At 57.4% G+C, this 26,464-nt stretch carries 32 protein-coding genes and 1 pseudogene; 17 read left to right on the forward strand and 16 right to left on the reverse strand.

Going from position 1 to position 26,464, the window contains the following annotated elements; all coding sequences use genetic code 11:
* The first annotated feature begins 41 nt into the window (after window positions 1-41).
* Complete coding sequence (locus E3E42_RS01445) at window positions 42-440, forward strand: DUF2240 family protein (protein WP_167902342.1); 399 nt, start codon at window positions 42-44, stop codon at window positions 438-440.
* Between the two features lie 41 nt (window positions 441-481).
* The gene (locus E3E42_RS01450) at window positions 482-1,027 is read left to right on the forward strand and encodes a nicotinamidase (protein ID WP_167902343.1); all 546 of its coding nucleotides are present in this window, start codon (window positions 482-484) and stop codon (window positions 1,025-1,027) included.
* Here the strand turns inward: E3E42_RS01450 and E3E42_RS01455 are convergent.
* A complete protein-coding gene (locus E3E42_RS01455; RefSeq protein ID WP_167902344.1) occupies window positions 954-2,000 on the reverse strand; it encodes an AI-2E family transporter in 1,047 nt (348 codons plus the stop codon). The two genes, E3E42_RS01450 and E3E42_RS01455, sit on opposite strands and share 74 nt — an antisense overlap.
* Before the next feature lie 55 nt (window positions 2,001-2,055).
* On the opposite strand from E3E42_RS01455, the gene E3E42_RS12130 reads away from it, so the two are divergent.
* Window positions 2,056-2,379: a hypothetical protein gene (locus E3E42_RS12130; protein ID WP_167902523.1), complete on the forward strand. Its 324-nt coding sequence runs from the start codon at window positions 2,056-2,058 to the stop codon at window positions 2,377-2,379.
* Here the strand turns inward: E3E42_RS12130 and E3E42_RS12135 are convergent.
* Complete coding sequence (locus tag E3E42_RS12135) at window positions 2,342-2,788, reverse strand: hypothetical protein (RefSeq protein WP_240913592.1); 447 nt, start codon at window positions 2,786-2,788, stop codon at window positions 2,342-2,344. The genes E3E42_RS12130 and E3E42_RS12135 overlap by 38 nt on opposite strands.
* 99 nt (window positions 2,789-2,887) lie before the next feature.
* Between E3E42_RS12135 and E3E42_RS01470 the strand changes: the two genes are divergently transcribed.
* Together E3E42_RS01470 and E3E42_RS01475 are read left to right on the forward strand one after the other, a co-directional pair.
* Entirely contained in the window at window positions 2,888-3,571 is a 684-nt protein-coding gene (locus E3E42_RS01470; protein ID WP_167902345.1) for a DUF4152 family protein, read from the forward strand.
* 39 nt (window positions 3,572-3,610) lie between these two features.
* Window positions 3,611-3,973, forward strand: a complete 363-nt coding sequence (locus E3E42_RS01475; protein WP_167902346.1) for a hypothetical protein — start codon at window positions 3,611-3,613, stop codon at window positions 3,971-3,973.
* A gap of 55 nt (window positions 3,974-4,028) precedes the next feature.
* Here E3E42_RS01475 and E3E42_RS01480 read toward each other — a convergent pair whose 3' ends face one another.
* The 3 genes from E3E42_RS01480 to E3E42_RS01490 form a co-directional block, all read right to left on the reverse strand.
* Window positions 4,029-5,450, reverse strand: a complete 1,422-nt coding sequence (locus E3E42_RS01480) for an ATP-binding protein (protein ID WP_167902526.1) — start codon at window positions 5,448-5,450, stop codon at window positions 4,029-4,031.
* 69 nt (window positions 5,451-5,519) lie between these two features.
* Window positions 5,520-7,427, reverse strand: a complete 1,908-nt coding sequence (gene iorA, locus E3E42_RS01485; RefSeq protein ID WP_167902347.1) for an indolepyruvate ferredoxin oxidoreductase subunit alpha — start codon at window positions 7,425-7,427, stop codon at window positions 5,520-5,522.
* A gap of 187 nt (window positions 7,428-7,614) precedes the next feature.
* Window positions 7,615-7,881 carry a hypothetical protein gene (locus E3E42_RS01490; RefSeq protein WP_370519563.1) on the reverse strand — a complete coding sequence of 89 codons (267 nt, stop codon included), beginning with the start codon at window positions 7,879-7,881 and terminating at the stop codon, window positions 7,615-7,617.
* A gap of 81 nt (window positions 7,882-7,962) precedes the next feature.
* On the opposite strand from E3E42_RS01490, the gene E3E42_RS01495 reads away from it, so the two are divergent.
* Both E3E42_RS01495 and E3E42_RS01500 read left to right on the forward strand, forming a co-directional pair.
* Window positions 7,963-8,250 (forward strand): hypothetical protein, encoded by a 288-nt coding sequence (locus E3E42_RS01495; protein ID WP_167902528.1) that lies wholly within the window; start codon window positions 7,963-7,965, stop codon window positions 8,248-8,250.
* 14 nt (window positions 8,251-8,264) lie between these two features.
* On the forward strand, window positions 8,265-8,582 hold the full coding sequence (locus E3E42_RS01500; RefSeq protein ID WP_167902348.1) for a nucleotide pyrophosphohydrolase: 318 nt from the start codon (window positions 8,265-8,267) through the stop codon (window positions 8,580-8,582).
* On the opposite strand, the gene E3E42_RS01505 is transcribed toward E3E42_RS01500, so the two are convergent.
* Window positions 8,572-9,021, reverse strand: coding sequence for an HIT family protein (locus E3E42_RS01505; protein ID WP_167902529.1), 450 nt, complete (start codon window positions 9,019-9,021; stop codon window positions 8,572-8,574). The two genes, E3E42_RS01500 and E3E42_RS01505, sit on opposite strands and share 11 nt — an antisense overlap.
* A gap of 46 nt (window positions 9,022-9,067) precedes the next feature.
* On the opposite strand from E3E42_RS01505, the gene E3E42_RS01510 reads away from it, so the two are divergent.
* The 9 genes from E3E42_RS01510 to E3E42_RS01550 all read left to right on the forward strand — a co-directional run bounded on the left by E3E42_RS01510 (window position 9,068) and on the right by E3E42_RS01550 (window position 14,724).
* Window positions 9,068-9,298, forward strand: coding sequence for a hypothetical protein (locus E3E42_RS01510; RefSeq protein ID WP_370519564.1), 231 nt, complete (start codon window positions 9,068-9,070; stop codon window positions 9,296-9,298).
* 76 nt (window positions 9,299-9,374) lie between these two features.
* A complete protein-coding gene (gene psmA / locus E3E42_RS01515) occupies window positions 9,375-10,157 on the forward strand; it encodes an archaeal proteasome endopeptidase complex subunit alpha (protein WP_167902349.1) in 783 nt (260 codons plus the stop codon).
* 11 nt (window positions 10,158-10,168) lie between these two features.
* On the forward strand, window positions 10,169-10,879 hold the full coding sequence (locus tag E3E42_RS01520; protein WP_167902350.1) for a ribosome assembly factor SBDS: 711 nt from the start codon (window positions 10,169-10,171) through the stop codon (window positions 10,877-10,879).
* Window positions 10,876-11,646: an exosome complex RNA-binding protein Rrp4 gene (rrp4, locus tag E3E42_RS01525; protein ID WP_148882810.1), complete on the forward strand. Its 771-nt coding sequence runs from the start codon at window positions 10,876-10,878 to the stop codon at window positions 11,644-11,646. The genes E3E42_RS01520 and rrp4 overlap by 4 nt, the downstream gene beginning before the upstream one ends.
* Complete coding sequence (gene rrp41, locus E3E42_RS01530) at window positions 11,643-12,392, forward strand: exosome complex exonuclease Rrp41 (protein WP_014012606.1); 750 nt, start codon at window positions 11,643-11,645, stop codon at window positions 12,390-12,392. Before rrp4 ends, rrp41 begins: the two co-directional genes overlap by 4 nt.
* 1 nt (window position 12,393) lies before the next feature.
* Window positions 12,394-13,203: an exosome complex protein Rrp42 gene (gene rrp42 / locus E3E42_RS01535; RefSeq protein ID WP_139680111.1), complete on the forward strand. Its 810-nt coding sequence runs from the start codon at window positions 12,394-12,396 to the stop codon at window positions 13,201-13,203.
* Between the two features lie 23 nt (window positions 13,204-13,226).
* On the forward strand, window positions 13,227-13,514 hold the full coding sequence (locus E3E42_RS01540) for a hypothetical protein (protein ID WP_167902351.1): 288 nt from the start codon (window positions 13,227-13,229) through the stop codon (window positions 13,512-13,514).
* A 51-nt stretch (window positions 13,515-13,565) separates the two neighbouring features.
* The gene (locus tag E3E42_RS01545; protein ID WP_167902352.1) at window positions 13,566-13,970 is read left to right on the forward strand and encodes a cell division protein SepF; all 405 of its coding nucleotides are present in this window, start codon (window positions 13,566-13,568) and stop codon (window positions 13,968-13,970) included.
* 79 nt (window positions 13,971-14,049) lie between these two features.
* Window positions 14,050-14,724, forward strand: coding sequence for a ZPR1 zinc finger domain-containing protein (locus E3E42_RS01550; RefSeq protein ID WP_167902353.1), 675 nt, complete (start codon window positions 14,050-14,052; stop codon window positions 14,722-14,724).
* On the opposite strand, the gene E3E42_RS01555 is transcribed toward E3E42_RS01550, so the two are convergent.
* On the reverse strand, window positions 14,721-15,245 hold the full coding sequence (locus E3E42_RS01555; RefSeq protein ID WP_167902354.1) for an ASCH domain-containing protein: 525 nt from the start codon (window positions 15,243-15,245) through the stop codon (window positions 14,721-14,723). The two genes, E3E42_RS01550 and E3E42_RS01555, sit on opposite strands and share 4 nt — an antisense overlap.
* A 130-nt stretch (window positions 15,246-15,375) precedes the next feature.
* On the opposite strand from E3E42_RS01555, the gene E3E42_RS01560 reads away from it, so the two are divergent.
* Window positions 15,376-15,642 carry a hypothetical protein gene (locus tag E3E42_RS01560; RefSeq protein ID WP_167902355.1) on the forward strand — a complete coding sequence of 89 codons (267 nt, stop codon included), beginning with the start codon at window positions 15,376-15,378 and terminating at the stop codon, window positions 15,640-15,642.
* Here E3E42_RS01560 and E3E42_RS01565 read toward each other — a convergent pair.
* The 9 genes and pseudogenes from E3E42_RS01565 to E3E42_RS01605 all read right to left on the reverse strand — a co-directional run bounded on the left by E3E42_RS01565 (window position 15,639) and on the right by E3E42_RS01605 (window position 26,440).
* On the reverse strand, window positions 15,639-16,640 hold the full coding sequence (locus tag E3E42_RS01565; RefSeq protein WP_167902531.1) for a homoserine dehydrogenase: 1,002 nt from the start codon (window positions 16,638-16,640) through the stop codon (window positions 15,639-15,641). The two genes, E3E42_RS01560 and E3E42_RS01565, sit on opposite strands and share 4 nt — an antisense overlap.
* A 43-nt stretch (window positions 16,641-16,683) precedes the next feature.
* On the reverse strand, window positions 16,684-17,529 hold the full coding sequence (locus E3E42_RS01570; protein WP_167902533.1) for a CBS domain-containing protein: 846 nt from the start codon (window positions 17,527-17,529) through the stop codon (window positions 16,684-16,686).
* A gap of 87 nt (window positions 17,530-17,616) precedes the next feature.
* Window positions 17,617-18,824 (reverse strand): annotated as a pseudogene (locus E3E42_RS01575) (sodium ion-translocating decarboxylase subunit beta).
* Between the two features lie 6 nt (window positions 18,825-18,830).
* Window positions 18,831-19,298, reverse strand: coding sequence for a biotin/lipoyl-containing protein (locus E3E42_RS01580; protein ID WP_167902356.1), 468 nt, complete (start codon window positions 19,296-19,298; stop codon window positions 18,831-18,833).
* A 2-nt stretch (window positions 19,299-19,300) separates the two neighbouring features.
* Window positions 19,301-19,672 carry an OadG family protein gene (locus E3E42_RS01585; protein ID WP_167902534.1) on the reverse strand — a complete coding sequence of 124 codons (372 nt, stop codon included), beginning with the start codon at window positions 19,670-19,672 and terminating at the stop codon, window positions 19,301-19,303.
* A gap of 18 nt (window positions 19,673-19,690) precedes the next feature.
* Entirely contained in the window at window positions 19,691-21,259 is a 1,569-nt protein-coding gene (locus tag E3E42_RS01590; protein WP_167902357.1) for a carboxyl transferase domain-containing protein, read from the reverse strand.
* 128 nt (window positions 21,260-21,387) lie between these two features.
* On the reverse strand, window positions 21,388-21,819 hold the full coding sequence (locus E3E42_RS01595; RefSeq protein ID WP_139680118.1) for a translation initiation factor IF-2 subunit beta: 432 nt from the start codon (window positions 21,817-21,819) through the stop codon (window positions 21,388-21,390).
* A gap of 92 nt (window positions 21,820-21,911) precedes the next feature.
* Window positions 21,912-25,946 (reverse strand): MCM2/3/5 family DNA replication licensing factor, encoded by a 4,035-nt coding sequence (locus E3E42_RS01600; protein ID WP_167902358.1) that lies wholly within the window; start codon window positions 25,944-25,946, stop codon window positions 21,912-21,914.
* A complete protein-coding gene (locus E3E42_RS01605) occupies window positions 25,946-26,440 on the reverse strand; it encodes a hypothetical protein (RefSeq protein ID WP_014012591.1) in 495 nt (164 codons plus the stop codon). Before E3E42_RS01605 ends, E3E42_RS01600 begins: the two co-directional genes overlap by 1 nt.
* Window positions 26,441-26,464: the final 24 nt, after the last annotated feature.

Genomic DNA, 26,464 nt, shown 5'->3' on the forward strand with positions numbered 1-26,464 from the left:
GGTTTATTTATTCCAGCTCCCTAAAAAAGTTAGGTGGTTGCGTGCACCCGATAAAACGCGCGGTTGAGTATAAGGGCTCGGTTGAGTTCACCCGGAGCGAGCTCGTTGGGATACTTGCCTTCAGCCTCCGCCTGATGGACGTGAAGGCCGCGAAGAAGCTTATAGCGAAGTCCCTGGAGGAGGGCCTCCTCGAGGAACTGGGAGGGGTCCTGGTGGTCAACAAAGCCCTGCTCGCGGAGGAGGAAGCCGAGGAGGACCTCTTCAACGAGATGGCGGCGCATATAGCCGGTTCTCTCGGCTGGGAGCGGGAGGAGGTCATCGAGGGCATCAAATCCATGCGCGAGCGCTACGGCGACCTCGACGAGAAGGTTCTGGCGTACCTCTTCGGCATGGACAAGGGCGTTGATATGTCGCGCTTTAAGGACCGGCTTGATGTTTAAATGCTTATTAACCCCCGTGCGAATTCTTTAACGGTGATGTCATGCCCGAGGAGGCTCTCATCATCGTTGACATGCAAAGGGACTTCATGCCCGGCGGGGCTTTACCTGTTCCGGAGGGCGACAGGATAATACCCCGGTGCAACCGCTACATCGAGGAGTTCCGGAGGAGGGGGGCTTTGATAGTCGCGACGCGCGACTGGCATCCCGAGAACCACGTCAGCTTCAGGGAGCAGGGTGGGCCGTGGCCGAGGCACTGTGTCCAGAACACGCCGGGCGCGGAGTTCGTCGTGGAGCTCCCGGCCGATGCGGTGATAATCTCGAAGGCGACGGAGCCGGATAAAGAGGCCTACTCCGGATTTGAGGGAACGAATCTGGTGGAGATACTGAAGAGAAACGGGGTGAAAAGGGTCTACGTCTGCGGCGTCGCGACCGAGTACTGCGTCAGGGCGACCGCCCTCGATGCCGTCAAGCACGGCTTCGAGACCTACCTCCTCCGCGACGCGGTGAAGGGAATCAACCCCCAGGATGAGGAGAGGGCTTTGAGGGAGATGGAGAGGGCCGGCGTGAAGGTTCTCTACCTGATATGACCCTTTTCCATTCTTTGAGGAGGACGAGGAGAAGGTTGAGCACTATCGGACCGATTATGAGGCCCTTCACCCCCATGGCCCAGGTTCCGCCTATCATCCCGATGAAGACGAGGGTCTCGTCGAGGTTCGCGTCCTTGGCGACCATCATTGGCCTTATCGTGTAGTCGGGCATCGGGGAGACCAGGAAGAAGCCGTAGAGCGCTATCCCCGCAGCGTGGAGATAAGAGCCGTTCATGGCGAAGTAGGCTGCTGCTATGGCCCATATCATCCAGCCCTCGAAGAGTGGGACGAAGGAGAACAGGAACGTTAGGAAGCCGGCCACTATCGCGGTGTAGAGGTCGGAGACCCCGAACAGGAGGAAGCCAAACGTCATCAGAATCCCTTTTATGACGTTCAAAACCAGCCAGGCCCTCACCAGCGCTCCGAGGGTCTTGTTGAGGCTTTCCAGGATTCTCTCACCCAGTTCGCGGTTCTTTCTCGGGAGAGACAGGTGAATCTGCTTCGAAATCTCCTCGGCGTATGCGAGGGAATGGTAGAACGTGAGCAGGAATACCAGGAGCTGGAGGATGTAGAGGGGGAGTGAGAGGGTTTCGTGGGATATGTACTCCGAGACCCTGGGTATCAGCTGGTCCGAGAAGCGCTCGAGGAAGGCGAGAACCTCGGGCGGCAGCGGCTGGCTCATCAGCCAGTCAAAGAAGTCGACGATGCTGTCGTAGAAGGAGGACGCTACCTTAACTGATATCATTAACAGCTCGAAGGTCACCACGCCTCCCAGGCCGACGGTTCCGACGGTGAGGGCCGCGGCGGACTTCTTCCTGCCCATCCTGCCACTCAGCCGGCGGTGGATTGGATACGCGGCGTAGGCGAGGACGATGCCAAAGAATATCGGGGTGATGAGGGGACTAACCGTTTCCCACGCGAGATACGCTATTATGAGAACCGCCGCCGTCCAGGCGATTAGTTCCGCCCTCATCGTCCCTCGACAGGTTTATTAGCCTCCCCCTTATAAATGCTGTGTGGTGAAGTGGATGGAAAAAGAGCTCGCCGAGAAGGTTTCGACCTATATAAATCGCGCGGAGCATTATGCCAAGGAAAGGCGCTTTCAAATGGCGCACGGGGCCTATGTGGACGCCCTGTACGCGATTGGGGCATACCTGATATACCGCGATATGGGGATACTCCTCCCGGCGGATCAGCTCATGGGAGTGCTGAGGAGCAGGTATCCCGAGGTTTACGATATCATAGCGCGCCACGCTGGGGCAACCCACGTTGATGAGGCAACGATAACCGCTTTAAGGGAGGACGTTGAGAGGCTCAGGGGAATGATGACTTTGCCGAGTCCTGAGGGGTGATGAGGTTCAGCGGCTGACCCTTCGACGACAGAAGCTCGCCTTCTCCTTTCCCCTCCTCCCTCCGGCACGCCTTCGCGGCATCCCTGAGTGTCTCTGCCAGTCCGGGGTTTCCGTGGAGCGTGATCACAATCGCGCCGCCGTCCGTTGGGTGGAACGTTATCTCTATGACGCCCGTGATTCGGTCGACGTCGATTCTCGAGGGCACCATCCTCACCAGGAAAGCATCCTTCTCCATTCGTCCCCATACCGCCGTTATCTCGATGAGTCCGTGGGAGTAGAAGATGTTCATGAATGGAAGCGGGTCTTCCGTTGGCGTCAGGGGGTGGGCCACCTCACCGTAAAAAACGGCCTTTCCCCGTGCCGTTCCCAGGTAGATAGACCCGCAAAGATCATCTATGTAACGACCCAAAGTTTCATAAACTACATTAACCGAGTCACCCAATGCTATCACCATGATATACTCTGTCGTGGGAGGTATATTGGTAATTGCCCGTTAACGGTGGTTTCCATGAGAGTTGTTGCAGCTGACACGGGTGGTGCACTGCTCACGGAGGACTATGAGCCTATTGGCCTGATAGCAACGGCGGCGGTGCTCGTTGGGAGGCCTTACAGAACCGCGGCGCTGAGCGTGGTTCGTTACGCGGATCCCTTCAACTACGACATGAGCGGAAGACAGGCCATCCGGGACGAAGCATTGCTTGCGGTCGAGCTTTCCAGGGAGGTAAAGCCCGACGTCGTTCACCTCGACTCGACGATAGGTGGGATAGAGGTCAGGAAGCTTGACGAACCGACGATAGATGCCCTGACGATTACCGACCGCGGGAAGGAGGTCTGGAAGGACCTGGCCAGGGACCTTCAGCCCCTGGCAAAGAAGTTCTGGGAGGAGACCGGAATTGAAATCATAGCCATCGGCAAGTCCAGCGTCCCGGTGAGGATAGCGGAGATATACTCCGGGTTATACACGGCAAAGTGGGCGATTGAGTATGCGCGGGAGAACGGCAAGGCCATCGTCGGCCTGCCGAGGTACATGAAAGTTGAAATCCGTCCTGGAAAAATCTACGGAGAGAGCCTCGACCCGCGCGAGGGCGGTCTCTTCGGCGAAGTTGAGGCGGAAACCGAGGGAATCGGCTGGGAGCTGTACCCGAACCCTCTCGTGAGGCGCTACATGGTTCTCGAAGTGTGGGGGGAGTGATACAAACTTTTTTAGTCGGTTATTCATTACTCCTTTTTGATGAAGGGGTTGGAAGTTCCCTTGTTGTATACGTTCGTGATACTTTTGAACGTTATCTTAATTTGGATTAAAACCACGGAGTTATTCTACTACTTTCATGACTGGTTTGATGCTGAAAATCTTGGGGGGCCGGATTATATGGATTCAGAAAACTGGAGGGCGGTTCTCAGGGGAGCGTTACTTCTCGCGGTTCCTGCGATACTTGTTATCTGGCTGTTCAATTTCGTAGATGATGTAATCGGCATCGTGGGGGGATTTGGAGTCGTGGTTTTGTATCAGCTTCTTCTCGATGCCATGGTCTCCGATGAAATAGAAAAATTAAGAAGGGAACGGAAAGATGGTTGGCGCTACGGCTGGTATTAGTCTAGCCTGCCCGGGAATTTCACAGCGTCGTTTGTCGAGGCCCCCCGTAGGCGCTTTATGGCCCTTGGGATGTAGAGGGAGTAAAGGGACGTTGGTGAATGACGTCATCGAGGTCAAAGGCGAGATAGCCTTCCTCCCTGAGTTCTTCTTTGCTCTCAAGCTCCCTCGCTATGATACCGAACCTGTAGTTTCCCCTCAACGGCAGAAGTTTTGCCTTCCTCTTTAGGGCTTTCAGAACCCTCCTCGCGTCCTTCGGGCTTAAGTCCCGCCATTTGACCTCAAAGAGGGCGATGTTCTCCCTATCGTATGCAACCACGTCTATCTCCTCGCCCTTGTGCCACCAGCGGCCGACGCGCTCCGGTTTAAATCCGGGGTCCAGCTTCTTCACAAATTCCCTCGCTATTCTCTCGTAGGTTCCGCCCACGAAAGCTGGAAACTCAGATTTAAAGCGCTCAAAGACCCTCTCCGGGTCTTCCTCAAGGGCGGTGTAGTTGTGATAGATAAACCTGAACCAGAAGTTGAAGAACTCGTCGCTTACCCTGTAGGCCACTTTCCTCGTCTTCAGCGGGTTCTCGGTGACGGGCACTTCCCTCGTGAGGTACTCGTAGTGGTTGGTCAGCTCGCTGAGGTACTTGCCAACCGTCAGTAGCTTCATGCCCGTTTTGTCGCTTATCTCCTTGGGCGTAACGTAGCCGAGGCTGACCGCTTCGAGGATTGAAAAGTAGGCCCTGTAGAACCTGCCGAACTCAAGTTTGAGGACGTTCAGGCCCTCTTCCCTGAGCGGGGCGAACTCGTCGAAGAAAAGCCTCCAGAGGGTCTCAACCGAGTCCCCGCTGTAATAACGTGGGACGTAGAGGAGATACCTCGGCATTCCTCCCAGGGCGGAGTAGAGCCCAACGAAGTCCCTCGGGTTTATATCGACCAGCGAGCGCACGAATCCCCAGGCCGTCCAGAAGTCAAAGGGTTTGAGTCTTATCCATTCATCAGCCCTGCCGAAGAGGGGTTCCTTTCTTTCCATGAAGATGCGCTTAATCATGCCGACGTACGAGCCCACCGCGATGAGCATGAGGTTGGAGCCGTCCTTCTTTTCGTCCCAGAGCCTCTGGAGGGAGGAGAAGAAAGACGGTTTAACGGTCCTGAAGTTCTGAAACTCGTCGAAGACCACCACGAGCTTTCTCTCGCGCGAGAATTCGAGGAGGAACTCAACCAGCTCCTCAAGGGATTTGAAGTCCAGCCTCACGTACGAAGGGAGGTAATCGGAAAGCCTTTCCTTCACCTCACGCGAGTATTCCTCAAGGAGGAGTGCCTCGTCCTTCTCACCCACGAAGAGGTAGAGGCCGGATTTATCCTTCAGGAACTCCCTGACAAGGGCGGTCTTCCCGACCCTTCGTCTTCCGTAGATGACGAGGAAGCTCGAACCGGGGAAAGAGTACACCTCGTTGAGCTTTTCAAGCTCGCGCTCCCTGTCGTAGAACATATTACCCACCGGGTATATTACTGAATTGGTAATATTTAAGGGTTGCGGGAAAGGAAAAGAAGGGGTGGACTAAGCCCCCTTCTCCAGCTCGCTCGGGAACTTAATCGCATCGAACGGACACGTCTGGTTGCAGACGCCGCAGCCGGTGCAGAGCAGGTTGTCAATCCTGACCTTGTTCGTCTCCGGGTCGTAGACTAAGGCAGGACAGCCGGTGAGGAGTATGCACGCCTTGCAGCCGGTGCACTTGTCCTCGATGACGAGCGGTATCTCTCCTATCTCCCCGCGCCTTATGACCGGAATGACGCACTCCTGCTTTGCTATTATCACCGCTGGCCCCTCGACCCCCATGGCCTCCTTTATGGCCTCCCTCGTGGCCCTGAGGTCGTAGGGGTCAACGGTCTTGACGTACTTCACTCCCAACGCCTTGACCAGCGCCTCGATGTCAATCTCGTTGAACTTCCTGCCGGTTTCGCTCCCGCCGGTTCCGGGGTGCGGCTGGTGGCCGGTCATGGCCGTTGTCCTGTTGTCGAGTATCATGACGAGAACGTTCAGGTTCTTGTAAACCGCATCAACCAGCGGCTGGATTCCGTTGTGGAAGAAGGTCGAGTCGCCTATCGTGGCGATTATCTTCTTGTCCATCACGACGCTCTGGCCGTTGGCAAGGCTTATGCTCGCGCCCATGACGAACTCGGTCCAGATGGCTTCAAGCGGCGGGAGGAGTGAGAGGGCGTAGCAGCCTATGTCCCCGTGTATCGGAACCGAGTAGCGGCCGAGCCTCAAATCCCTCAGCGCGTCCAGCGCGGCGCGGTAGCTTCCCCTGTGGGGACAGCCCGGGCACATTCCGGGTGGCCTCTTCGGGACAAGGCTTTCGGCGAGCTTTACCTCCTCCGGCTTCTCGTAGGTCTCCCCCTCCTCACCGATGAGCCTCAGGAGTGCGTTCCGGACGAGGCTCGGCGTTAGTTCGCCCTCAAGCGGTAAATGGCCGGTCCTCTTGCCGTAGATGGGCACGTTCAGCCCGGCCTCGTAGGCGGCAATCTTGACTTCCTCCTCAAGGAAGGGCGCACCGTCCTCGATAACTATCGCGAAGTCAACTCCCTTGAGGAACTCCACGACGAGCTTCCTCGGGAGAGGGTGGGGCGTTGAGAGCTTGAGAACCTTGAAGTCGCCGTCGAGCTTGGGCAGAACCTCGCGCACGTAGTTGTACGGCGCCCCCTCGACGATTATTCCAACTCTCCCGTTCCCCTCGACCCGGTTGAATTCCAACGCGTTGAACTCCTCCTCTATCTTAGCCAGCGTCTCGTTGAGCCACCTGTGCCTCTTCCTGTTGCCCTCCATGCTGGCCCTGACGTAGCGCTCTATGTCCTTCTTGAACTTCGGCTCGCGCTCAAGCTCAACGAACTCCCCCACCTCGACGTCGGCCGTCGTGTGGTTCACCCTCGTCGTCGTGCGGAATATTACCGGAACCTTGTAGCGCTCGCTCAGCTCGTAGGCGTAGATTATCAAATCGTGGGCCTCCTGGGGGTCGGCCGGTTCAAGAACCGGGAGGAGTGAGAGCTTGCCGTAGTAGCGGTCGTCCTGCTCCGTCTGGCTGGTGTGTGGGCCCGGGTCGTCGGCAACGAGGATTACGAGGCCGCCTTCAACGCCCGAATAGGCCAGGCTCATGAGGGGATCGGCGGCGACGTTGAGACCGACGCACTTCATTGTGACGAGCGTTCTTAATCCTGTGTAGGCGACTCCGGCGGCTTCCTCCAGGGCAACCTTCTCGTTGGGCGCCCACTCGGCGAAGACCTCCGGCTTCAGATGGGCTATCGTCTCGATAACCTCGGTTGAGGGCGTTCCGGGGTATCCCGTGGCAAAGACAACGCCGCTTTCGAGGGCACCGTAGGCGATGGCCTCGTTACCCATGAGGAGCTTCTTCTCTCGCTTCTTGGCCATGGACTCGACCGTGTCAGAAGGGTAGGTCTTAACTACCTCCATGTCACCACCGCTCAAACTTGTATCGAAGGGTTAAAACTCTACCTTCAGAAAAACCCCGGAAAAAACTGAAGAATCTTCGAAAATCATTATCGTTTTTTCTCGGTTCTTGATAATGGCAGGCCCATTGTGCGTCCGGAAGGAAGTCCCAGTCATGGTTCCGGGTGCGCGCCATTTTATGCCAGCGTGGCTATACCGATCCCTTTCGTCTCCGGTCATCGTAGAAGTACTTGCTGAATACCCTCGCCTGGGCGTCGAGTATTCTCCTGTTCATGAGGCTGCGGACGGCGACGAGGGCTATTATCAGGCCCCCAAAGAGAAGGCCGAGGTATTTTAATGCAACGTATGCCCAGATGCCGATGATCGCAAATATGCCCGCGACTATCATCCCGAAGATGGCAAGCAGTATTTTGTACCCGTACCTCTCCATGAAGAGGTCGAAGTCCACCCGGACCACCGTATGAATTTTATCTAATTCAATGTAAAAACCTTTCGGGAGGCTTAAATACTCCCCCCTATAACTAGGTACGTGGTGAAGATGAAGGTTCGTGAACTTTTGGAGATCCTGGACGAGACGATAGCGACGGTGAGGATAGCCATCGTTTCCAACCAGCAGAGGGCCTTTGAAAGTCCCCACACCAGCTACGAGTTCACTCAGAGGGCGATTGAGCTCCAGGAGGACCTCGACGATCTCCTGAAAGCCAGGGATGCCCTGGCAAAGCTCGACCCGGAGGACGATGTGGAGAACCACTACTCCAGGGAGGAGCTTGGGGAGTTTTTAAAGCTCCTGGAACTTCTCAGAAGCGCTGAACCGCACGCCTTCTAAGCCGGGGTGATGGTATGGACTTCCGGGAGCTTGAGGAAAGGCTCGTGGCCTTCCGAGATGCGAGGAACTGGGCTAAGTACCACGCGCCGAAAAACCTGGCCATATCGGCGGCTGTCGAGCTGGGCGAGCTTCTGGAGCACTTTCAGTGGGAGAGCGATGGGGAGGTCCTCGAAGCGGTGAAAGACCCGGCCAAAAGGGAAGCCATAGCCGACGAAATAGCCGACGTCGTGATTTACCTAACGTTACTAGCCCACGAACTGGGCATAGACCTCGACGAGGCACTTGAGCGGAAGCTGGAGAAGAACGGGGAGAAGTATCCGGTTAAATCCTGAAGGCTTTCCTCAGCCTCTCGACCTCTTCCCCGCTCAGCCTGTTCTTTATCCAGCGCTCCTTCATGCTGAGGTTCTCGTCCTCCAGGTTCAGAACCGCCTTCCTGATCCCTCCCCGGGGGTGAGCACAGTCACCTTCCCGGCGGGGAATCACGTGGAGGTGGAGGTGCTGAACGGTCTGGCCGGCGGCCCTGCCCAGGTTTATTCCGACGTTGAACCCGTCTGGCTTCAGTACCTGTGCCAGCTTCTCCATCGCCAGCTCCATGCCCCTGATCAGAGCGACCTTTTCTTCCTCGCTCAGCTCCCACCAGCTCTCAACGTGCCTCCTTGGAACCACCAGTAGGTGCCCCCTGCTCGCAGGGTAGGAGTCGAGGAGTATTCTAATCAGCTCGTCCTCGTAAAGGATTGTTCCGGGTCTTGCGCTGCAGAACGGGCACTCCATCGCCAACACCAAAGGCTTAAAACCGGTTCGGAATAAAAAGCTCCCGGTGAGTGCGGTGGACGATACCCTAGAGATTATGAGAAAGAGCTACCAGAGGTTCCTGGCCGTTGGGCTCGGTCTCATGCTGATCGCGTTCCTCCTGATGATATGGCAGCCGCTGGGCAGGCAGAACTCGCTGATACTGGCCGTGATAGTCTTCCTGGTGGCGTTTTTGCCGCTGGAGTTCGCACGCAGGATAGCGAGAAAGATGGCCCTCGTGGCTCTGAAGGGTGAATAGAAAAGCTTAATTAGACCGCCCGAGAATTACGGGAAGAGTGTGGAGGAGTGACGATAATCCCTAGAGGTGATGTAAAATGGCGTTTGTACCACCACAGGCAGGTTACGACAGGGCCATTACGGTTTTCAGCCCTGACGGAAGGCTCTTCCAGGTGAACTACGCCCGGGAGGCAGTGAAGAGGGGAGCCACCGCCGTCGGCGTCAAGTGGAAGAACGGCGTCGTCCTCGCGGTGGAGAAGAGGATAACGAGCAAGCTCATCGAGCCGAGCAGCTACGAAAAGATTTTCCAGATCGACGACCACATAGCCGCGGCCCCGAGCGGTATCATAGCCGACGCCCGCGTTCTGGTGGACAGGGCCAGGCTGGAGGCCCAGGTTTACAGGCTCACCTACGGCGAACCCGTTCCGCTCACCGTTCTGGTGAAGAAGATATGCGACCTCAAGCAGGCCCACACCCAGTACGGCGGTGTGAGGCCCTTTGGTGCCGCCCTGCTCATGGCTGGAGTGAACGAGGAGCCAGAGCTCTACGAGACCGACCCGAGCGGGGCTTACTTCGAGTGGAAGGCGGTGGCAATAGGCAGCGGCAGGAACACCGCCATGGCGATCTTCGAGGAGCACTACACCGACGACATAGACATGGGCGGGGCAGTGAAGCTCGCGATAATGGCCCTTGCGAAGACCCTTGAGGAACCGAGTGCCGATGGTATAGAGGTCGCATACATAACCACCGACGACAAGCGCTGGAAGAAGCTCTCCAGGGAGGAGGTCGAGAAGTACCTCTCAGAGATACTGGAAGAGGTCAGGGAAGAGGAAGTCGAGGAGAGGGAAGAGGACTACTCCGAACTTGACCAGAACTACTGAGGTGACGGGCGATGCCCATAAGTGTGGATAAAGCCGTCATCGCCCGTCTGAAGACGCACGGCGAGACGTTTGAGATACTCGTTGACCCCTACCTAGCGAGGGACTTCAAGGAGGGCAGGGACGTCCCGATAGAGGATGTCCTCGCCACCCCTTACGTTTTCAAGGACGCCCACAAGGGCGACAAGGCCAGCGAGCACGAGATGGAGAAGATATTTGGAACCAGCGACCCCTACGAGGTGGCCAAGGTAATCCTCCGCAAGGGAGACGTCCAGCTCACCGCGGAGCAGAGGCGGCAGATGATAGAGGACAAGAGGCGCTACATAGCGACGGTAATACACAGGCATGCGGTTGACCCCAGAACGGGTTTTCCCCACCCCGTTGACAGGATTCTCCGGGCGATGGACGAGGCCGGTGTCCACGTTGACCTGTTCAAGGATGCAGAGGCGCAGGTTCCCGGGGTCATAAAGGCCATAAGGCCGCTCCTCCCGATAAAGATGGAGATGAAGGTCATCGCTGTGAAGGTGCCCGGTGATTACGTCGGAAAGGCCTACGGGGAGATCAGGAAGTTCGGAAAGATAAAGCGTGAGGAGTGGGGAAACGACGGCTCGTGGATGTTCCTCATAGAGATTCCGGGAGGAATTGAGGAGGAGTTTTATGAGAAACTTAACGCCCTCACGAGGGGCGAGGCGGTAACTAAACTGATAGAGAGGAAGGGACTATGAGGCGGATTTTTGTAAAGAGTAGGGAACTTGTGGTCCCGGGCACTTTACTTGCCCAGGGGCCGTTTAAGAACGGAAGAGGGACCTTCAGGGAAGGCAACAGGATATACTCCACCGTCGTGGGGCTCGTTGAGATAAGGGGCGACACTATACGCGTTATCTCGCTCGAGGGGCCGTACATACCCGAGGTCGGCGACAACGTCATAGGGAAGATAGTGGACGTCAGGTTCTCCAACTGGACGGTTGACATAGGCGCCCCGTATCAGGCGGGCCTCCGCGTTCAGGACGCCACGGAGGAGCGCATCGACCTCGCAAAGACGGACCTGCGCAGGATATTCGACATAGGTGACATAATCTACGCCAGGATAAAGGCGTACAACGAGATAAATCAGATAGACCTCACCACGAAGGGCATGCCCTTCAGGGGCGGTCCCCTGCGCGGGGGGCAGATAGTGGAGATAACCCCCTCCAAGGTGCCCAGGCTCATAGGTAAGGGCGGTTCGATGATAAACCTCATCAAGAAGCTGACCGGCACGAGGATAATCGTCGGCCAGAACGGCTGGGTGTGGGTCAGCGGAAAGAACGAGGAACTCGAAAAGCTGGCCATCGATGCCATCCTCAAGGTGAACAGGGAGAGCCACACTCAGGGACTGACCGATAGGGTCAAGGAGCTTCTCATGACCCGGCTCCAGGAGCTCAAGGAGCGGGGAGTTATTGAGGAGATACCGCAGATTGAGGAACCAACCGCTGGAAAGGGTGAGGGAGAATGATGGGCAAGCCCGAGGATTTAAAGCTCATAGATGAGAACGGAAAGAGAGTCGATGGGAGAAAGAAGTACGAATTGAGACCCATTAAAATGGAAGTTGGTGTTCTGAAGAACGCTGATGGCTCCGCCTACGTTGAGTGGGGTAAGAACAAGATTCTGGCCGCGGTCTACGGGCCGAGGGAGATTCACCCCAAGCACCTTCAGAGGCCGGACAGGGCCATCCTGCGCGTCCGCTACAACATGGCACCCTTCAGCGTCGAGGAGAGGAAGAAGCCCGGCCCGGACAGGAGAAGCGTTGAGATAAGCAAGGTCATAAGGGGCGCCCTTGAGCCGGCGCTCATACTCGAGATGTTCCCCAGGACCTCCATAGACCTGTTCATTGAGGTTCTCCAGGCCGATGCGGGAACGCGCGTCGCTGGAATAACCGCAGCCTCACTCGCCCTCGCCGACGCGGGTGTGCCGATGAGGGACCTCGTTGCCGCCTGCGCCGCGGGCAAGATAGAGGGCGAGATAGTGCTCGACCTCAACAAGGACGAGGACAACTACGGTGAGGCCGACGTTCCGGTGGCGATAATGCCGCTCAAGAACGACATCACCCTTCTACAGATGGACGGGTACCTCACGAAGGATGAGTTCGTCGAGGCCGTGAGGCTCGCCATCAAGGGTGCCAAGGCGGTCTATCAGAAGCAGCGCGAGGCGCTTAAGGTCAAGTATCTCAAAATAGCCGAGGAGGTCGGTGGAGGTGAGTGAGATGGAGATAATGGCGGGCATAATGCGCGACCACATCCTCGCGCTCCTCAAGGAAGGCAAGCGCGTGGACGGCCGCGGCCTTGAAGACTACAGGGACCTCGAAATCAAGGTCAACGTCATCGAGAAGGCCGAGGGCTCCGCATGGGTCAGGCTCGGCAACACCCAGGTCCTCGTGGGCGTGAAGGTCGACATGGGAGAGCCCTTCCCCGACCTCCCGGACAGGGGCGTCATAACGACCAACGTGGAGCTCGTCCCCCTTGCCTCCCCGAGCTTTGAGCCCGGTCCGCCGGACGAGAACGCCATAGAACTCGCCCGTGTGGTTGACAGGGGTATAAGGGAGAGCCAGGCAGTCGAGCTTGAGAAGCTCGTCATAGTTCCAGGCAAGCTCGTCCGCGTCGTTTTCATAGACGTCCACGTCCTCGACCACGACGGCAACCTCCTCGACGCGAGCGGCATCGGCGCGATAGCGGCCCTGCTCAGCACCAGGATGCCGAAGGTGGTCTACAACGAGGAGACCGACGAGGTCGAGGTTCTCGACGAGTACGAGCCCCTTCCGGTCAGGAGGATACCGATACCGGTTACCATGGCCAAGATCGGTCCGAACATCCTCGTTGACCCTAACCTCGACGAGGAGCGCGTCATGGACGGCAGGATAATCGTGACCACCGACGAAAACGCCATGATATCCTCCGTCCAGAAGAGTGAGGGCGGTTCGTTCAAGCTCGAGGAGGTCATGTATGCGGTTGACACCGCGATAAAGAAGGCCGCCGAGATACGGGAGAAGGTTCTTGAGGCCGTTAAGGCCGAGTGACCTTTTCCCCTCTGGTGATTTTTATGGACCTTGTGGACGCCATCGCAGTGGCCGTGATGGTTCTTTTCACGCTCCAGTTTCTTGGACTGGCGGTTAGGGGCGGCTCAAAAAAGGAGCTCTTTCTGACCCTTGCGCTGTGGTCCATGAGCCTCGGTGTCTGGGTCATCTACAGCGCCTCCGTTGAGTGGGGATGGGACTTCTACGCGTACGTATCCCTGATGTTCGCCGCGGTCACGTTCCTCCTGAGCGTTTTTGGACTTTATCGGCTGCGTGAGGAGGAAGGACTGGGCGAATTTCAGAAAGAGATATAAACACAAATGCCCAAAATAATCCAGCCTTATGATTAATTGGGGGGAACGGTTATGGGATTGTTTGACAGCCTTAAGAAGAAGGACGAAAAGCCCAAGCCCAAGAAGAAGCCGCCGGCGGCGGTTAAGAAGAGTGTTACCGCTCCCAGGCGTGACATCGATGTCGTTCCTCTTGAGGAGGATGTTATTGCTAAGGAGATAGTCAAGCCCCAGATCAGGTACCTCAAGAAGATCGTCGTCACCAGCTACGCCGATCTTGAGAGGATATCCGAGGAGCTCCAGAACGGCAACATAGTTCTCGTTGACCTCACCCCGCTCGAGGTCAAGCCGGAGGTTCTTGAGAAGGTCGCGGAGCAGCTTAAGGGGATGGTCGGGGCCCTCGGCGGCCAGGCCGCTAAAATATGCAAGCACGAAATAAAGCTCATTCTCGTCCCGTCGGACATCAAGATCGCCAAGTGATTTCCTTTTTGGCCCTTTCTATCTCTGCCTACCATGGATTTATAAAGGGGTCGGTCCCTCTATTCTCCGGTGGTGTGAGATGACGGAAGGTGAGAAACCCAGGGTCGATGTGGGAGAGGCGGATGATATCCAGGTCATCTCTCTTGGGGACTGTCCGATCTGCGGCGGCAAGGGCACGCTCAAGGCCATGCAGTACATCCACGAAATACCCTACTTCGGCAGGGTCATGGAAAGCACGATATTCTGTGAGAAGTGCGGCTACAGGAACGCTGACGTTGTGATGCTGGAGGACAGGCCCCCGAAGCTCTACACGGTTCGCGTTGAGGAGGAGAAGGACCTCTTCACCCGCGTCGTCAGGAGCAAGAGCGGTACAATCGAGCTGGACGAGATTGGTGTCAAGATTGAGCCCGGCCCCGCGGCGGAGGGCTTCGTCAGTAACGTGGAGGGCGTTCTCGAGCGCGTTCGCGAGACCCTCCTCATGGCGAGGGAGTTCAAAAAGCAGGAGGGCGACGAGGAAGCGGTGCGCAGGGCGGACGAGGTGCTCGAGTACATCAACGCCGTTAAGGACGGCAAAAAGCCTCTGACGGTCAGGATAATGGATCCCCTCGGCAACAGCGCCCTCATCGGTGAGAAGGTGAAGAGCCGCCTGCTGACGCAGGAGGAAATCAATAGCCTCAGCCTCGGTCCCTACGTCACGGTCGAGCCCGAGGCTGGAGAGGACACCCCAGAGGAGAGCCCCGAAGGCGGCTCTTAGAGATAGACTGCCTCCCTCGACAGGAGGTCCTCGATAAGATCCTTTACCCACGCCTTTCGGCTTTTTCTTGAGAGGTGGATTATGCCCTCAACCTGAACCCCGTAGCGCTCCCTCATCTCCTCCCTGCTCATGGGCTCCTTAAAGAGGAACGGCCTCTCTATCGTGAAGGCATAGCCGTATCTCCTGATATACTGCCCCAGCCAGCGCTTTCCGTTTTCTCCGTGAACCAGGGTTAAACCGCTGGTCTCCCCGGTCATCTCCCACAGCGTGTCCAGGTCAGCCCTTATGACCTCCCCGACTTCGAAGCCCCCCGCAATGGTGCCCCTTCTTGTCAGGGTCTGTTCCTCGTGGAGGCCGAGCCTTCTCAGCGTGTCCCTGAGCTCGTAGGGGTTCCCCCTCGCCACGTAGAGAAAGACGGTGTCTCCCTCCCTGAACGCCCTGCTCTTCCTGAGCTCCACCGTTTTCAGTCCCCGAAATATCAGCTCCGCGTAGACCTGGTGGAGCGCTATCACGTGCTCCATGGTCTCACCGCCCGTTCTTGGGAAGAAAGCTTAAAAGGTTTGAGCAGGGCTTACTCTTTGGTGAAGTTAATGGGGTCAGAAGACTGAGGACCTTTCGGAAGGGCTACGCGTTCCTCCTTGTCGCTCTGTAATGGACTTTCTGGGGACCTTCCTGCTGGCCCCGGGCTTTGGGCTTTTCTCCTCTTCGATGGAGAGATGCCCTGTTATACTGGATGGCGGTGAATACAGGCTCTCGGCTGGAAAGAGGGGCTCCGTCTATGAGATGACGGTGCTGAGGGACGGTTCGCCTCTGTGGGGGAATGTCCTCGATTACGTCAGGCTTGGTGAGCTGGCCCTGGATACAGGAAGTGATTGGGTGGCAGTGGTCTCCAGGGAGAAAGAGGGGGAAGTCCCCTAAACCTTCAGTGCCGCCTTTATGATGTCGCTTACCACGCCGCTTGCCGTCTCCTTCAATCCCGCCCCTGCCCCCTTGATGACCAGCTCGCCGAGCAGGTCGGTTCTTATTACTGCGGCGTTCTCGTGGCTCTCAACTGCGAGGGGGCTTCCGGGCGGTACCTCCCGCGGCTCGACGACGACCCTTCCCCTCTCCACGGCGGCAACGAGCCTTATCGTCCTTCCGCGCTCCCGGGCCCTCCTCACCTCCCCGGATGTGACCTCCGCTATTCCCTTGACCGCTATATCGTCAAATGTTATCGGGTGGAATGCGAGACAGTGGAGGATTGTTGCCTTGTAGCCCGCGTCGATACCCAGGACATCGCCGCTTGGGTCTCTTTCAGCTATTCCGAGCCTTTGGGCAGTTTTTAGGGCCCTCTCGAAGTCCTGCCCCATCTCCATCTGGCTCAGAATGAAGGTCGTGGTGGCGTTGAGCACCGCCTCCATGCCTTCAATTGAGTCTGCGAGGATGCCCTCGCGCAGGAGGGTGATGATCGGCGTGCCCGCCATCACGGTGGCCTCGAAGAGGTACGGAAGGTCTCTTTTCTCGGCTTCCCCGATGAGGTCGGCGTAGTGAAAGGCCAGGGGCGGCTTGTTGCTCGTAACAATCCCTCTGCCATCCCTGAGTGCCGCCAGATGCCACTCGTGGGCGTTTTTGTCGTTGGTCACGTCCACGATTATGTCGGCATCTATTTCCCTCACGGCCTCCTTTGGTGTGAGGCTGTAAACCTCGTAGTCGTTGGTCCAGGAGGAGAGCTTTCCGAAGGTCTCCTTAACCGCGAGGACCTCGCGCAGATCCATCCCCTCGGGAAGCCACACCACCCCGCTCGTGTCCGCTACGCTCACGACCCTGAACTTCAGCCGGTACCTCTCGCGGAAGAACGCCTCCCTGCTGAGGAGAACGCGCGCGACTGCCCGTCCGACGTTCCCAAAACCGAAGAGCGAGAGCTTCACCTCTCTCACGCGCATCACCGTAAGAAGAGGGAGAAAAGGGGCTTAAATCCTTTCACTTGTTGAGGATCACTTTTATGATGTCCATGTCCCTGACGATGCCGACGAGCTCGCCCTCGCCCCGGATGACGGGCAGCTGCTCTATCTCGTACTTGACCATCTTCTGGGCGACGTCGTAGATGCTCATGTGCGGTGTCGCAACGACCAGCTCGCGGTTCATTATGTCCTCAACGGGCTTCTTCGGCAGCTGGAGCTCGGCCTTCTCGAAGAGGAGCGTCGGGTTGCTCTCGAGTATCCAGTCCTCCTCGCTCGAGGCGGAGAGGGCGGTGCTCTTCATGACGCGGATAACCTCGCTGTCCTTGAGGATGTCCGTCTCGTCCACCATTCCAACCAGGTTGCCTTCGTCGTCGATGACAGGGATGGCCATGGCGTTGCACAGGAGGAGGGCCTTGAGGGCGGCCTTGAGCGGTGTTCCCCTCCAGACAACACCCACGTTCTTCTGGTAGTAGTCCTCTATCGTCACGTTCTTCAGCTTCTCGTTCTTGGCGAGGTATCTGCGCACTATGTCGCCGACTGTTAGAACGCCTATAACCCTGTTCTCCTCATCAACGACGACGACACGCCTGTAGTCCATCTCCAGCATCGCCCTGACGGCCTTTTTGAGGTCGTCGTTGGGTTTGACTGCCGGCACGTCCCTCTTAACCAGCATTGCGAGCTGCTCCTCATCGGGGTGAAGCAGAACCCGCTTTATACTTATGATCCCAACGAGGGCCTTGGTGTTCTTGTTGATTACGGGAAATGACCTTACCTTATGCTTTCTGAAGAGCTCGAGGGCGTATTCCCTCGTGGCTGGAAGCTCTATAACCACCGGCTCCGAAGTCATCAAAGTCTTCACACGCATTTCCTTCACCACCGCTTTAAGTTAAAGCGCCCTCCTCCTATTTTAAGCTTTTCATTCAAAAATTGACAAAAAAGTGGGGGAGGGGTCTCAACCCGCCAGAACTGATAGGAAAACACCCGCAGCGACGGCGGTTCCTATAACGCCGGCAACGTTCGGCCCCATGGCGTGCATGAGGATGAAGTTGCCCGGGTCTTCCTCACTGGCCATCCTCTGGACGACGCGGGCGCTCATCGGGACCGCTGAAACGCCAGCCGCCCCTATCATCGGGTTTATCCTTCCTCCGGAGAGCTTCATCATGAGCTTTCCGAAGAGCACACCGCCGGCGGTGGCGCTGGCGAAGGCAACGATACCGAGGCCGAGGATCATCAGGGTCTCCTGTGTGAGGAAGCTGTCGGCCCTCATAGTCGAACCGACGCCGAGGCCGAGGAAGATGGTGACGATGTTCATGAGCTCCTCCTGGGCTGCCCTGCTGAGCCTCTCGACGACGCCGCTCTCACGGAAGAGGTTGCCTATCATGAGCATTCCAACGAGCGGGGCGGCGCTCGGAACGAGGAGGCCGATGACGATCATGCTGATTATGGGAAGATTATCTTCTCCCTCTTGGACACGGGCCTGAGCTGCTCCATGCGTATCTTTCTCTCCTCCCTGCTCGTGAGGGCCCTTATGATCGGCGGCTGAATCAGCGGGACCAGACTCATGTAGGAATAGGCCGCCACCGCCGTCGCTCCCAGTATCTCGGGCGCGAGCTTCGTGGTGAGGTATATCGTCGTCGGCCCGTCGGCGCCACCGATGATTCCTATGCTCGCCGCCTGGTGCAGGTTAAAGCCGAGGGCCAGAGCTGTGAGCATCGCTATGAACACGCCTATCTGCGCCGCCGCGCCCATGAGCGCCGTCTTCGGGTCGGCTATCATCGGCCCGAAGTCGGTCATGGCTCCCAGACCGAAGAATATCAGGAGCGGCACTATCTCCGTCCTGATGAGGGTGTAGTAGATTATGTCGAAGATGCCTGGAGGTCCGTACTGCTGGTTGAGGTAGCTCAGCGTTGCGAAGATGTTGTCCGCTATGCCCTCGGGCAGGTTAGGTGCTATGGGCCAGTTGGCCAGGTGGCCGAGCGGGATGTTCACCAGCACGGCGCTTATGCCTATCGGTAGGAGCAGGAGGGGCTCCATCTCGTAGCGTATGGCCAGGTAAACGAGGGCAAGGCCAACCGCTATCATCACCACGTTGCCCCAGCTGAGGTTGAGCAGCCCCATTCCCTGGAAGAACGCTATTATCGATTCCACCAGTCCCGCCATCTGTCCTCACCCGAGTTCTATCAGTGCCTGTCCGGTGTCCACGGTGTCGCCTTCCTTGACGAGGATCTTCTTAACCACTCCGTCCTTTGGTGCCGGAATTTCGTTCTCCATCTTCATTGCTTCTAGGACGAGGAGGCCCTGTCCGGTCTTAACCTCTTCGCCCTCTTTCACGAGTATTCTCAAAATTTTGCCCGGCATTGGGGCCGTCACGGCACCCTCCCCGGCGGGAGCGGGAGTCGGAGCCGCAGGGGCAACCGGAGCCGGAGCGGGGGCGGCCGTGGGAGCGGGAACGCTCGGGGCACTAGGGGCGCTCGCGGCGGGAACCGCGCTCAGGGCACCCACGTCGATTCCAAGCCCCTTCGCTTCAACGGTGTACTCCCTGTCATCAAAGGCGACCTTAAAGCGGCCGCCTCCGAGTTCCTCAACCTCAACCTCGTATTCAACACCATCGACGATGACCTTAACCTTCGCCATCTTCACCACTTCCCAATTTCATAGTTGAAGTCCTCAACTTCCTCCATCTGGCTCTGGACGCCGTAGAGGCGCCAGGCGTCTGAAACCTTTCTCCTGAATGGCAGGGGCCTGAGCTGGGCGGCCTTCTCGGCGGTGTACGCGAGAACCGCGGCGGTTACAACCGCGAGGTCCCTCGGCGGTATGGCGGGCTTCTCCTCCCTGGCCGCGGCGGTCGGCGCGGGGGCGGCGGGTGCCCCTGAGGGGGCCTCCTTCTCGACGAGTCTTCTCTCGCTCCAGCCAACCGCGTAGAGAACCACCGCCAGTACACTGAGCACCATGAAGACTATGGTAACTCCCAGCACCGTCAGGTTCAGGCCCTCCATGAACTCGCTCATTACCACCATGCTAACACCTCACAGGGGTATGTTGCCGTGCTTCTTCGGCGGCAGCTTGACGCGCTTGCTCTCGAGGGCCTCGAGTGCGAGGATTATCTTCGCCCTCGTCTCCGCGGGGTCTATGACGTCGTCGATGTAGCCCCTCGCGGCGGCGACGTACGGGTTGGCGAACTTCTCCCTGTACTCGGCTATCTTCTTCTGCCTCACTTCCTCCGGGTTTTCTGCCGCCGCTATGTCCTTCCTGAAGATGATGTTGGCCGCTCCTTCCGGTCCCATGACGGCTATCTCTGCGGTCGGCCAGGCAAAGACGAAGTCCGCGCCCAGGTGCTTGCTTCCCATGGCGAGGTAGGCACCGCCGTAGGCCTTCCTGAGGACGATGGTGACGAGCGGAACGGTCGCCTCTGCGTAGGCGTAGAGTATCTTCGCTCCGTGTCTGATGATTCCGCCGTACTCCTGCTGGGTTCCCGGCAGGTAGCCGGGGACATCGACGAGGGTAACTATCGGGATGTTGAAGGCGTCGCAGGTTCTCACGAAGCGGGCAATCTTGTCGGAGCTGTCGATGTCGAGAACGCCCGCGAAGTGTATCGGATTGTTGGCCACTATACCGACGGTCTGGCCGTTCATCCTTCCGAAGCCGACGACCGCATTCGGGGCGAAGTACGGGAGTATCTCAAGGAAGTCGGGGTTGCCGTTCTCGTCCCTGTCAACTATCTCGTAGATGACCCCCCTCACGTCGTAGCCCTTGTTCGGGTCGTCGGGAACTATGGAGTAGAGGTTCTCGGTCTTCCTGAAGGGCAGGTCGTTCGTCTTGACGCGCGGCGGCTTCTCCATGTTGTTGGAGGGCAGGTAGCTCACGAGGCGCCTTATAAGCGCCAGAACCTCCTCATCGCTCTTGCCTACGAGGTGAGCCTGTCCTGCCCTCTGGGCGTGCACCATCGCCCCACCGAGCTGGGTCGGGGTGACCTCGACGCCGGTGACTGCCTTAACGACCTGCGGCCCGGTGATGAACATGAAGCTCGCCGGGTTGTCCACCATGAGGATGAAGTCTCCTATCGCCGGGCTGTAAACGGCTCCACCGGCGCAGGGTCCCATGATGGCTGTGATCTGCGGAACAACACCGCTGAGAATCGTGTTCATCTTGAATATCTCACCGTAGCCCTTGAGCGAATCAACGCCCTCCTGAATCCTGGCACCACCGGAGTCGTTGAGGCCTATCACAGGCGCTCCCGCCTCGAGTGCCAGCTCCATGACGCGCTTTATCTTCGCCGCGTGCATCTCACCGAGCGAGCCGCCCATGACGGTGAAATCCTGAGCGAACACGAAAACGAGTCTTCCGTCGATGGTTCCGTAGCCGGTGATGACGCCGTCGGCGGGCAGCTCCTTCTTATCGAGGCCGAACTCCGTTCCGCGGTGCCTGACGAAGGCACCTATCTCGACGAAGCTTCCGGGATCCAGGAGCTTCTCAATCCTCTCGCGGGCGGTCAGCTTGCCCTTGGCGTGCTGCTTTTCAACGGCAGCCTCTCCGCCCATCTCAAGAACCTTTCTCTTCCTCTCATACAGCTCGTTGACCTTTTCCTCCATGCTCATGAGAACTCCCCCTGATGGCTTGGGTGCCCGGCACTTGTAGTTTGTAAAGTTTAAAAGGGTTTTCAAAACCGTTAGGCCTTCCAAAGAAGAAATGTGTACAATCGTACAAAAATTGGGTGAAAAAAGGTTCAGAGGTGCTGTATCGGCGTCTCGGCACCGCATGCCTCACACTTGAGGAAGTGGAAGCGGCCCTTCTTGATGATCTTGGTGTCCGGCGAACCGCAGACCGGGCAGATGACGTAGTCCCTGAGGTACTTCTTCATCTTGTTCGCTATGAGGTACGGTGTGAAGCGTCCCTGGAGGATCACGCGTCTGCCTTCGAGCGTTCCGGCCGTTGCCACCTCGCGCAGGATGAACTTGAGCAGGTGGTTGGGGTCGCGGTTCATGGCCTCGGCTATGTCCACGAAGTTCTCGATTATAGTCCTGTTTCCGGCTATTGTGACGGCCGCCGCGGGCACCTCGAAACGGGAAGTGTGATGCTTGACGTTCTCGGGGAGCTCCTCGTAAGCCTTATCGAGTAAACCTTCGAAATCGTAAAAGTCAACCTTCTTTTCGCTCATGCTCTCACCTCCATCTTAACTATCCGAAGGCGTTTATAACCTTTTGGCGTGGGACGAGAAATGGGAATTGAAAAGCGGGGCGGGGGGAGGGTTCAGAGGACGCGGTAGAACCCTGCCCGCGGCTCGTATATCCTGGCATCGCGCTTGAGGTCGTTCAGAAGCTTCCTCACGTCGTTCTCCGAGCCTATGCCGGCCTGCTTCGCCGCCTCGAGGACCCTGTCCTCCGGCGCCCCGAACTCTCCCTCGCTCTCAAGATTCTTTATGATGTCCATGAGCCTGTCGATCTTGTTTATCTTCTTGGAGCTCTTGCCGACCTCCAGTATTGAGATATCGAGCGTTCCCTCCTCGTCGGTGGCTATCTTTCGTATCATTTCCTCGATTATCTTTATCGCGGCCTTGGCGTCCTCCCTCGTCACGGTCTCGCTCAGACGCATCCTCGCGTGGGCCTCGCTCAGACGTATGAGGGCCTCCAGCTGCCTCGCCGTAACCGGAATCGGCTGAACGCCCTCCTCCTCGCCGGAGCGCTTGAAGCCCTTCCTCATCCTGACGTAGTAGCGCTTTATCTCATCCATCGCCTCCCTGCTGAGAACGGGGTGGACGTTCTTCCTCGCGTAGGCTATGTACTTCTTGAGCAGGTCGTAGGGTATCTTCGGCGTCACGACCTCGGCCTCTCCCCTGCGGACCTTGAGTATATGCTCCGCTATGCTCGCGTCGACTTTCTCGTCCGGCTCGTCCAGGAGGAGGAAGATTAGGTCGAAACGGCTCAGCAGTGTGGGTGGAAGGTCGAGCTGCTCGGGGAGGCTCTTGTGGCGGTTGAAGCGGCCGTACTTGGGGTTCGCGGCAGCGATAACCGTCGTTCTGGAGTTCAGGGTCGCCGTTATTCCGGCCTTGGAGATGCTTATCGTGTTGTGGAGAACCAGACCGTGGGAGACGAATAGGTGGTAAGGCTCGACGGTTACGTCGTAGACCCACTTCCAGCGGTCGTTGGGAACCTCCTTGACCTTGGTGACCATCAGGAAGTTCACGTTGCCGTTCCAGTACTCCATGAACCTCTCCAGATGCCCTTTGACCCCTCCGACCAGGTTCTTTACGAGGAGCCTTATGGTTGAGACCGCCCACCTGTCGCCCATCATGGCCCTCTTTTTGAGGTGACTGGCGGTTACCCCTGTGATGGCGTAAACCCTGCTCCTGGGCAGAAGTTCAACGGCCTCCGCCGGGTCGCTCTCGGCGAGGCTCTCCAGCAGGGTGATCCTCTCCATGACCCTGTTGAGGTACGGCCTGAGAACTTTCTCCCCGACCAGCGGCCGTGAGAGCTTTGCCCGTTCCTCCGGCAGCTGAACGACCCCGAGAACCCTCGCGGCCTTCTTGAGATGGCTCACTATTTCCTTTGGAAACCTTCTCTCGGAGATTTCAACAACGTACCTTCCGGCGACGCGCTTTACCCTCGAGACCGTTCCCAGGGAGTAGAGGTAGTCCTGGCGGTCCTCAGCGGTTTCACGCTCTTTGAAACGGCTCCCTTCCACCTCGGGCAGTTCCAGCGGATACCTCGAAACGCCGAGAACGATATCGCGGATTTCAATTTTCGCGGCCGGCTTCTCCTTTATCTCTCCGTCCTCCCACACCATTATCGGGTGCTCGGGGGTTACCGTTATCTCCCTGCCGTTGGAGAAGCGGAGCCTTATGAACTTCTCCGGGGCTTTGTGCCTGCTCACGCGGTCGGCTTTGACCTTCACTATTTCCTTCCTCTCAAGGTCGTAGGCGAGGAGGTAGATATCATCAACGGGCAGGATCTCGGTCCTTCTGCCGATTATCACTCTATCGTGGTTGGCCTCGATGAGCGAATCCACCAGCTCGCCTATCCTGACCTTCCTTCCGTCGGCTAAGAGAAGCTCGAAGTCGTGGTGGTAGCTCTGCTGCTCAAGCGCCTCGTGTATCGCGCTCCTGTCGCGGTCACTCATTTTGTCGAACTCGTCGATCAGTGCGAACCCGCCATCTGCCAGAACAAGAACACCCGCTTCGAGAACCCACGATCCGGTGAACTCGTCGCGGACGGCTGCGGCCGTGTTGTGGACGACGAAGCCGTTGGCGATGAAGCTGTGGGAGCCCTCGACGGTGAGGTCGTAGACGTGGTCGTAGGGCGAGGGTATGAACTCGGTGGTAACTTCAACCGGTCCGTTCTCCGTGATTACCACTCCGCTTATCTCTTCTGCTTTTTTCCAGCCGTCTGGAGTTAACAGCCGGGTTTCGGGCGTTACTATGATTCTACGGCCGTTTTTGGCATTTATGCGAACCAGTTTCTCCGGAGCCTTCAGTTTCCACAGGCGAAGGATTCTTCGCTTCCCGTCTTTGGTCTTTATGGTGAGTCCAAGGCGTTCGGCATCAACGCTTTCGTGATCCTCAACTGCTCCGGGTATAACCTTATCCACCAAGAACCCAATTTTCATGACTCCCATGTTGGTCTCAATAATCGAATCCGGCGCAACGCAGAGACCGGCCGCCGAACTACTCTTCCCACTCGTGTAAATTGCCCTCGGCGCTAAATTGGCGACATAACGGAGGATCTGGCTGTTGTGGACGAAGATGTCGTTGGCTATGAAGTTGTGGTGCTCGGGAACCTGGAGATCATAAACCCAGGGATGCTCTGGGTTGTACTCTTCGATTTCAACGACCCTGTCCCAGAAAATGTCCGACTCCTTGAGGAGCTCCCTAAGGTTTTCATCATCAGTCTCGGGGATTATAATCGGTTCGCTACCCTTCCTCGGCGTTGCGATGAAATCTCCAATCTTCAGCTCTTCCGCTTTCCTCGTCCTGAACTGTCCGTCCTCGAAGGTGAAAAACGGGTGGGTGGGTGTTACCCTTATCTCCCTCCCGCTCGCCGTCCTTATGCGGTACATCCGTTCGGGAGCGGTCCTCTTCCAGGCGATGTTGGCTCTAACCTTTCTGACCTTCAGTGTTTTAGCGTCGAGAGCGTACAGCTCAAGGTCAATTGGGGCGTAGAAGCCGTCGTCAACTTTTTTGAGGTTTCCTTCAGTCTTGGCCTTTTCTATGGCTTCATTAACTATCTCACCTACCTCTCTCAGACTTCCATCGGCAAGGATGACCTTTGTGTGGTAGTCAACACATTTTGCAACACCAGGATCTCCGACCAGCAGAACGTGGCTCTCTCCCCTTAGCTTCGTTCCATCGGGGAGCGTTCTCTGCACGCCGCCGAAGAGAGCGAGCGCTATGCCCTTCTTAACTGTCTTGTGGCCCCATATGGCAGGGGCTATGGAGTCAACGATGGCATCGACGATGTCCTTTCTCCTGGCCAGCTCGCGTATCTTCTGTTCGTCCTCAGGTGAGATTTCAAGCTCCTCTATCTCCTTGCTGAGCTGTTCTATGTGGTTCACCTCGAGAACCTTCTTGAATATCGGCCTCTTGTCCTTCTGCTCCAGGATAACGCGCAGGATTCCGGTAACTAAAACCCTGTCACCCGGCAGGGCCGTGTCCACCATGTCGTCGAGCAAGATCGCATCAACGAAGCGTGGCATCTGGCCTCCTTTGAGGCTCTCGGGCCTGTCCTGAAGACGGAAGCTCTGGAAGTTTATGAAACGGCTCTTCTCGACGTCGAGGTCAACGTTTCTGGAGCCGCAGGCGTCGCACTTGCTCGGCTTGACGATGTTCTCGTAGGGCCTCTGGAGACGGACCATCTCGTTGCCGCAGTCCTTGCAGACAAATACAGCCTTCTCAACGAAGGGCTTGACCTCACTCACACGTGTGATGATTCCGTCAACCTGGATGAGCCTGTTTATGTGCTCGCTCCCAAGCTCCTTGACGAGGAGCGTCTTGGGGAGGTTGTAGAACCTCGCATGGGCGGTAAACTCCTCCTTCTTCTCGATGGGGGGCTCCCTCAGGACTATCTGAATGGCATCCTCCGCTGCTAGAATACTTTCCTCAGGGTTTTCTATCAGCTCCGCCGCCAGTTCCGGGTCGAATGAGTTGAGGTGCGTCCAGTCTATCGCGAGCGACCGTCTGGGGGTCACCGTGAGCAGATCCTTCAGTTTGTTGAGGTAGACCTCCTTGCCCTCGTCGTCGACGTACTCCCTCAGAAAGCGCGCGTACCTCTCTATCATGTCCTCCCTGTCCATCACTCCTCACCGAGCCATTCGTTCCGTATCTTCGACAGCTGCAGGTATATCCTCCTCTCCTCCGGCGACAGGCGGGAGAGGAGTTCCAGGCTGTTGGGCCTCAGCCGCACCGCCTCGAGTATCTTTCTGAATCGTATCTGCTTGAGGTGCTCAAGCTTCTTCTTCAGGTTGGCCAGTTTGGTCAGCTTGATGTTTATGGTCTCTATGCTCTCGCCCGCGTTCAGCCTCACGTAGTTCTCGAGGTAATACATGTAGAACTCCGCCCTCTCATACAGCCCGGCCGGGAGGGACGTGAGGGGCTCGCTCTCCCTCTCCTCGGCTATGGCCCTGTCTATCTCTCCGATTACCTTATCAGTCTCGTCTATAACCTCGACCACCTTCGCTTCCCAGAGCTCCTTTGCCTTCCAATCCTCAACGAGCACGACGTCTCCGGCGCTCCAGTCCCCGAAGGGGCGGAGGATTTTAACGGGTATCACTGCCCTCCCCGTGAACATGACATCACCCTCTCGAATATACCC

The sequence above is a fragment of the Thermococcus sp. JdF3 genome (assembly GCF_012027495.1).
Classification (GTDB): domain Archaea; phylum Methanobacteriota_B; class Thermococci; order Thermococcales; family Thermococcaceae; genus Thermococcus.

Excerpts from the sequence above, each read along its gene's own strand:
- E3E42_RS01480 (WP_167902526.1), bottom strand. The coding sequence starts at position 5,450 with ATGTTCTACGACAGGGAGCGCGAGCTTGAAAAGCTCAACGAGGTGTAC.
- E3E42_RS01450 (WP_167902343.1), top strand. The coding sequence starts at position 482 with ATGCCCGAGGAGGCTCTCATCATCGTTGACATGCAAAGGGACTTCATG.
- E3E42_RS01500 (WP_167902348.1), top strand. The coding sequence starts at position 8,265 with ATGGACTTCCGGGAGCTTGAGGAAAGGCTCGTGGCCTTCCGAGATGCG.
- E3E42_RS01555 (WP_167902354.1), bottom strand. The coding sequence starts at position 15,245 with ATGGAGCACGTGATAGCGCTCCACCAGGTCTACGCGGAGCTGATATTT.
- E3E42_RS01590 (WP_167902357.1), bottom strand. The coding sequence starts at position 21,259 with ATGAGCATGGAGGAAAAGGTCAACGAGCTGTATGAGAGGAAGAGAAAG.
- E3E42_RS01570 (WP_167902533.1), bottom strand. The coding sequence starts at position 17,529 with ATGCGTGTGAAGACTTTGATGACTTCGGAGCCGGTGGTTATAGAGCTT.
- rrp41 (WP_014012606.1), top strand. The coding sequence starts at position 11,643 with ATGATGGGCAAGCCCGAGGATTTAAAGCTCATAGATGAGAACGGAAAG.
- E3E42_RS01550 (WP_167902353.1), top strand. The coding sequence starts at position 14,050 with ATGACGGAAGGTGAGAAACCCAGGGTCGATGTGGGAGAGGCGGATGAT.
- iorA (WP_167902347.1), bottom strand. The coding sequence starts at position 7,427 with ATGGAGGTAGTTAAGACCTACCCTTCTGACACGGTCGAGTCCATGGCC.
- rrp4 (WP_148882810.1), top strand. The coding sequence starts at position 10,876 with ATGAGGCGGATTTTTGTAAAGAGTAGGGAACTTGTGGTCCCGGGCACT.
- E3E42_RS01505 (WP_167902529.1), bottom strand. The coding sequence starts at position 9,021 with ATGGAGTGCCCGTTCTGCAGCGCAAGACCCGGAACAATCCTTTACGAG.
- psmA (WP_167902349.1), top strand. The coding sequence starts at position 9,375 with ATGGCGTTTGTACCACCACAGGCAGGTTACGACAGGGCCATTACGGTT.
- E3E42_RS01560 (WP_167902355.1), top strand. The coding sequence starts at position 15,376 with ATGGACTTTCTGGGGACCTTCCTGCTGGCCCCGGGCTTTGGGCTTTTC.
- E3E42_RS01470 (WP_167902345.1), top strand. The coding sequence starts at position 2,888 with ATGAGAGTTGTTGCAGCTGACACGGGTGGTGCACTGCTCACGGAGGAC.
- E3E42_RS01475 (WP_167902346.1), top strand. The coding sequence starts at position 3,611 with ATGAAGGGGTTGGAAGTTCCCTTGTTGTATACGTTCGTGATACTTTTG.
- E3E42_RS01540 (WP_167902351.1), top strand. The coding sequence starts at position 13,227 with ATGGACCTTGTGGACGCCATCGCAGTGGCCGTGATGGTTCTTTTCACG.
- E3E42_RS01580 (WP_167902356.1), bottom strand. The coding sequence starts at position 19,298 with ATGGCGAAGGTTAAGGTCATCGTCGATGGTGTTGAATACGAGGTTGAG.
- E3E42_RS01595 (WP_139680118.1), bottom strand. The coding sequence starts at position 21,819 with ATGAGCGAAAAGAAGGTTGACTTTTACGATTTCGAAGGTTTACTCGAT.
- rrp42 (WP_139680111.1), top strand. The coding sequence starts at position 12,394 with ATGGAGATAATGGCGGGCATAATGCGCGACCACATCCTCGCGCTCCTC.
- E3E42_RS01545 (WP_167902352.1), top strand. The coding sequence starts at position 13,566 with ATGGGATTGTTTGACAGCCTTAAGAAGAAGGACGAAAAGCCCAAGCCC.
- E3E42_RS01455 (WP_167902344.1), bottom strand. The coding sequence starts at position 2,000 with ATGAGGGCGGAACTAATCGCCTGGACGGCGGCGGTTCTCATAATAGCG.
- E3E42_RS01585 (WP_167902534.1), bottom strand. The coding sequence starts at position 19,672 with ATGAGCGAGTTCATGGAGGGCCTGAACCTGACGGTGCTGGGAGTTACC.
- E3E42_RS01605 (WP_014012591.1), bottom strand. The coding sequence starts at position 26,440 with ATGTTCACGGGGAGGGCAGTGATACCCGTTAAAATCCTCCGCCCCTTC.
- E3E42_RS01495 (WP_167902528.1), top strand. The coding sequence starts at position 7,963 with ATGAAGGTTCGTGAACTTTTGGAGATCCTGGACGAGACGATAGCGACG.
- E3E42_RS12130 (WP_167902523.1), top strand. The coding sequence starts at position 2,056 with ATGGAAAAAGAGCTCGCCGAGAAGGTTTCGACCTATATAAATCGCGCG.
- E3E42_RS01600 (WP_167902358.1), bottom strand. The coding sequence starts at position 25,946 with ATGGACAGGGAGGACATGATAGAGAGGTACGCGCGCTTTCTGAGGGAG.
- E3E42_RS01520 (WP_167902350.1), top strand. The coding sequence starts at position 10,169 with ATGCCCATAAGTGTGGATAAAGCCGTCATCGCCCGTCTGAAGACGCAC.